The 4893-nt window shown below is 36.6% G+C and carries 5 protein-coding genes and 1 pseudogene; 1 reads left to right on the forward strand and 5 read right to left on the reverse strand.

Annotated features, from left to right (window positions below; all coding sequences use genetic code 11):
- Window positions 1–54: 54 nt before the first annotated feature.
- The 5 genes and pseudogenes from ACINWC141_RS13945 to ACINWC141_RS13960 form a co-directional block, all read right to left on the reverse strand.
- Entirely contained in the window at window positions 55–1380 is a 1326-nt protein-coding gene (locus ACINWC141_RS13945; protein ID WP_008942541.1) for an ISNCY family transposase, read from the reverse strand.
- 625 nt (window positions 1381–2005) lie between these two features.
- Window positions 2006–2122, reverse strand: a pseudogene (locus tag ACINWC141_RS19750) (transposase); the annotation flags it as partial.
- Window positions 2123–2308: 186 nt separating this feature from the next.
- Window positions 2309–2602: a type II toxin-antitoxin system RelE family toxin gene (locus ACINWC141_RS13950; RefSeq protein WP_000221360.1), complete on the reverse strand. Its 294-nt coding sequence runs from the start codon at window positions 2600–2602 to the stop codon at window positions 2309–2311.
- On the reverse strand, window positions 2592–2837 hold the full coding sequence (locus ACINWC141_RS13955; RefSeq protein ID WP_000246757.1) for a type II toxin-antitoxin system RelB/DinJ family antitoxin: 246 nt from the start codon (window positions 2835–2837) through the stop codon (window positions 2592–2594). The genes ACINWC141_RS13950 and ACINWC141_RS13955 overlap by 11 nt, the downstream gene beginning before the upstream one ends.
- A gap of 256 nt (window positions 2838–3093) precedes the next feature.
- Entirely contained in the window at window positions 3094–3699 is a 606-nt protein-coding gene (locus tag ACINWC141_RS13960) for a hypothetical protein (RefSeq protein WP_009392147.1), read from the reverse strand.
- 110 nt (window positions 3700–3809) lie between these two features.
- On the opposite strand from ACINWC141_RS13960, the gene ACINWC141_RS13970 reads away from it, so the two are divergent.
- A protein-coding gene (locus tag ACINWC141_RS13970; RefSeq protein ID WP_155757900.1) for an IS3-like element ISAba21 family transposase occupies window positions 3810–4893 on the forward strand; the annotation gives its coding sequence in 2 pieces (ribosomal slippage) (window positions 3810–4068 and window positions 4068–4893; 1085 coding nt annotated over the 2 pieces). This gene is flagged as partial in the annotation.

Here is a 4893-nt window from a genome sequence, read left to right on the forward strand (position 1 = left end):
TTCAATGTTATTCCCAAGTAGAAATGTCCTACCTAATAACCAAATAGAAATGTCCTATATGGACATTTCCAAGTCAAGCACAGGATTTAGATTTCGTTGTTCAATCGCTGTTTTCTGTGCTTGTCTACGTGGCATCTTTTGAGAACGATTGCGTTTGTTTTGGTGTTCCAGTTGTTCATGCTGTTGTTGAATATGTGCCAGCACAGAACCCAAACGTTTATTCTCAACGATCTCTCGCTGGTTGAGCTGACTTAATTTATCAAAGATGCTGTAATTGATTTTTCTTCCCTGATATTCAATGGCTACAGTACCATCCGGATATTCCAGGAACTCAAGATACTTGCCGCCCAATCTTTGATTTTCTTCGCTGTTTTCCAAGATATATACGCATTTATCATAAGTAATCGTCAAGCTGTTCGTGACCCTGCGGGGTTCACGCCAGGTAAAAACATCATCTAATTCTTCGGCTGTTTCAGCGATAGGCCGATGTAGATCCTTGGAATTAAAAGCCATCTTGGCGAATTTACGATTAAATTGCTCAATAAAGCACGGCAGCCACTTATTGGCATCTGCAATTGAACTGATGCCTTCTAGACGCATCTCCTTAATCAGACGATCCTGAAGTGTTCTATTCGCTCGTTCTACACGACCTTTGGCTTGAGGGGAGTTAGCGAAAATGATATCGATATTGAGAGTGCTCAGAACACGTCCAAACTGGGTAATCTTGGTGTCTTTCTTGCTACTTTGATTCACCCTAAAAACTGAATGTTTGTCACTGTAAAATGCCAATGGCTTACCATGCTGTTCGATATATAAACGTGTCGAAATCATATAGTCAAAGGCTGACTCTGACGCACAGAAGCGTAAATGCTGCAATTTTCCTGTGGCATCATCGATGAATACTAGCAGACAGCATTTAGGTGCTCGACCTTCAAACCAATCATGGTGTGAGCCATCAATTTGGATCAATTCACCATAACAATCTCGGTTATAACGAGGCTGATATGGTCGTTTCAGGCGCTTGCAGCGAGGGATCCATAAATCGGCTGCAATCATCCAGGAACGCAGGGTTTCTACTGAAAGATCGAATCCATGCACGGTGGTGAGCTTTTCATGCGCTAAAGTGGGTCCGAAACCATAAAGTTGATCTGAAACAATATTGAGACACTTAAGTCTGAGTTCTTCAGGAAGTTTAGAATTGCTGATTTGGCCACGACCGGCATGGGCTAATGCAGCGGGACCTTGAGCTTTGTATTTCTGCAGTAAGCGTCTGATGTGACGTTCTGAGATATGAAGTAGCTGAGCAGCCTGGGATTGAGTTATACGTTGATCACAGATTTCTTGCAAGACCGACAATCGTTTAAGTTCTTTATCCGACATAGACACCAACATATCAAACCGTCCGCTAAGGAAATTGCAAAAGCGCATATTCTAAAAGCGGACATTTTTACTTTGGAGAAACCGGACATTTCTATTTTGGGCTTACATGTTCATTTCGTATAACGCCCATTATGTTAAATGGATTAAAATTGAGTCATTTATCTGAAAGGATTTTTAAGATGTTCCTTCACTATAGAAATAATTAATAGTATACCAATCAAAACTAGAACTGCTATAAGAATCCAAAACATACAAACCACAAATATTAAACATTAATAATACAATAATAATATTTTTCTGAGCATAAAGTAACTGATATTTAGATTATTTTACAAGCTCAGGCTTTTGTTAAGTTTTAATTAACAGTAAATTTTTTCTAATTGGTATAAATTTAGAAGTAGTAAGCTATTTAATTGTTTCTTATGGAAAAAAGTAAAGAATCTTTATCTAAGAAAAGGTAAGCACAAATTTATTTTGCAATCAATATTCATTTGTAGGGCTAAGTTTCAAAAGTGGACGAATGAAGAGATCAATGAAGTGATAGAGAAAACTATATATGAAGATAAAATTAGGGTGTAGGAGATTTTAAGAGAATATTCTAGAAATATTTAGGGCGTGTTATCAATTAAGCCTGGTAGATCGCTGATAAAAAGTTTTGAGCCAATTTATCATAGCGTGTGGCAATAGCACGATACTGCTTGAGCTTGGTAAAAAATTTCTCGATCAGATGTCTTGCCTTGTAGGAGGCATCCCAGTATTGGGCTATATTTTGCAGCAGAACAAGCTGACAAAAAAATGTATGAGAATAAGCAAAAAATTAAATCAGCTTTAAAATTAGTTGCAGAAGCTATCTAAATTTTATATTAACTAAAAATTAACATAATACACCTTATACGAGGTCAAAAATGGGAGCTTGAAGCTCCCATTTTTAGTCTTTAATGCGTTTTTTTGCTTCGTCATAAACTATGCTGTCAGCTCGTTTCCCAACGGTGATGAGCAAGATAACTACCTGATCATCTTTGACTTGATAGACCAGTCGAACTCCAGTCTTTAGTAATTTAATTTTATAACATCCCGTGAGATCACCTCTAAGCATATTCTTGGGAATATGTGGCTGCTCTATGACCTTGGCGAGTTTCTTCTTAAATTGATCTCTTATAGCACTAGGAAGCTTTTCCCATTCAGCTGTGAAGTCCTTATTACGTAAAAGCTTATAAGTCATCTAAAGTAATTTCCTCGAACATTTCTTTAGGATCATTCATACGTTTACGAACAATCGCTAATAGCTCGGTATCCTCTTCTGAGAGTAAAGCTTTTTGTACAGGGAGTTTCCCAGTCGCTGCAATGTATTCAAGGACATTTGTAAAAAACTCAGTAGGTGCAATACCTTGTTCTCTAAGAACTGAATAAGATTTTTCTTTAAGGGCTTCATCAACCCTGAAGTTAACAGTAGCCATTATTTTTTTCCCATTTATTGAATGTATGGGGATATTGTAATGCGAATTGCATTACATAGCTAGTTTTTATAACAGCCATTATGTTAAATGATGAAATTTTAGATATTTTTACTAAAAAACGATATAGAACAGTAAAAGTAGCTGAGCAAACCTCGATCTAAGCAAGATCGAGGTATGGATTTTAGTTTTTATAGCTAGGAAATAGTAAAAACTTTATCTTAAATATAAGCGCTTATGTAAATTATAGACTACTATCTTACAAGCCTGATTTAGCTGTATTCACTAAATGTGAAGAAGTCTGTCTGTCTATAACAATATAATATTTATTGATCCACTCTAGTGCTTTATCTAATGATGATTCTTGAAAAGAGACTTGCTCTTCTCTAGAAATAGATTGGCCGATTAGAATGACTCTATTAAAAAAGCCTTGATCAACAGCATCAAAGTCAGCTTTTGAACATATTCCTTGAGAATACATGCCAGCATAAGCGATACGAAGAGCGTAAAGTAAGGGCATAAAAGTACTATGTGATGGCTGTTCATATAAGCTACTTAAATAATCCTCAAGGTCTTTGAACATGTCATAGTACTTTCCTTGTGCTGTATGGTTTGAAGGAGTAATAATTTTTGTTAAATCATCGGGTTCTAGGATAGTTTTTTTACTAGCTCCTTGTATTGAGTTAATGACATCAAACCATGCTTGAATTTCACCTTCTGGAAGATAAGAACTTCCAACCTGAATGTAGCTTTTTGCAAAAGTTAAACGGCTACTATTTAATGTGTTTTGATTTGCCTCTATTAACCTTTTTATAAGCGTACATCTTATTTTTACAGCCTCATCTATTCCTAACTCCTTAATCAACTGGGGGCTGACACTATTATTTAATATTGATAGTGGGCTATTAGTGATGTGTGCTGAGAAAACAGGAGGTTTTAACTTGGTAAACTATAGACACTCATCAGGAGTTTACCATGAGCAAGAAACAGAAGACTTACACCGCAGAATTTAAAGTTGAAGCAATAAAATTGATTGAAGCCAATCAAGGCAATGTATCGGAAACAGCCAGACAACTTGGCATTTCAATGCAAACTCTTTCAAATTGGAATAATAAAGCAAAGACTGGCACCTTAGCAGGCACTAAACAATATTCACCTGATCTAAATGCCTTACTCGAAGAAAATAAAAAGCTCAAACAACAGCTCAAAACAGCTGAAATGGAACGTGAATTTCTAAAAAAGGCAGCGGCGTACTTTGCGAAAGAAAGTCAGTAAGGTACGCCTATATGAAACAGCAAAGATATTTATTCCCGATTAGCTTTATGGCTAGATTACTTCACGTTTCAGTGTCACGATTTTATGATTGGCTAAAACGAGGCATGAATAAAAGATTGGTTCAGCGAAATCAACAGACAATTTTGGTCAAAATAGCTCATGAGGAAACTAAACAAAGCTATGGCTATATTCGATTAACTAAGCATTTACAAGCGCAAGGTATCAAAATCAGTACGTATGCTGTACGTCAAATAAAAAAGCTCAACCAGCTGTATTGTAAGCGTCATAAGCGTTTCAAAAGAACTACGAAGAGTGATCATAATCGAGCGATCTACGCAAATTTACTAGAGCAACAGTTTTCAATGACTAAGCCCAATCTTGCATGGTCAAGCGATATTACATACATTTGGACTGCTGAAGGTTGGTTATACTTGGCAGCAGTAAAAGACCTGTACACGAAACAAGTGGTTGGCTATAGCTTAAATGAGCGTATGACCGCACAACTTGTTTGCAATGCACTGACTATGGCGATTCGTAATCAAAAACCAACGAAAGGCTTAATTATTCATTCGGACAGAGGCAGCCAATATTGCAGCCATGAATATCGAAAGATACTGGAAAAATGTGATTTTCAAGGTTCAATGAGCAAACGTGGGGACTGTTACGATAATGCACCGATTGAAAGTTTCTGGGGCATACTCAAGAATGAATTAGTGCATCATTGCAACTATAAAACCAGAGATGAAGCTAAAGCAGATATTACAAAATACATTGTGTTATTTTA

Origin of the sequence: Acinetobacter sp. WC-141 (assembly GCF_000313935.1) — a bacterium.
Lineage (GTDB): Bacteria > Pseudomonadota > Gammaproteobacteria > Pseudomonadales > Moraxellaceae > Acinetobacter.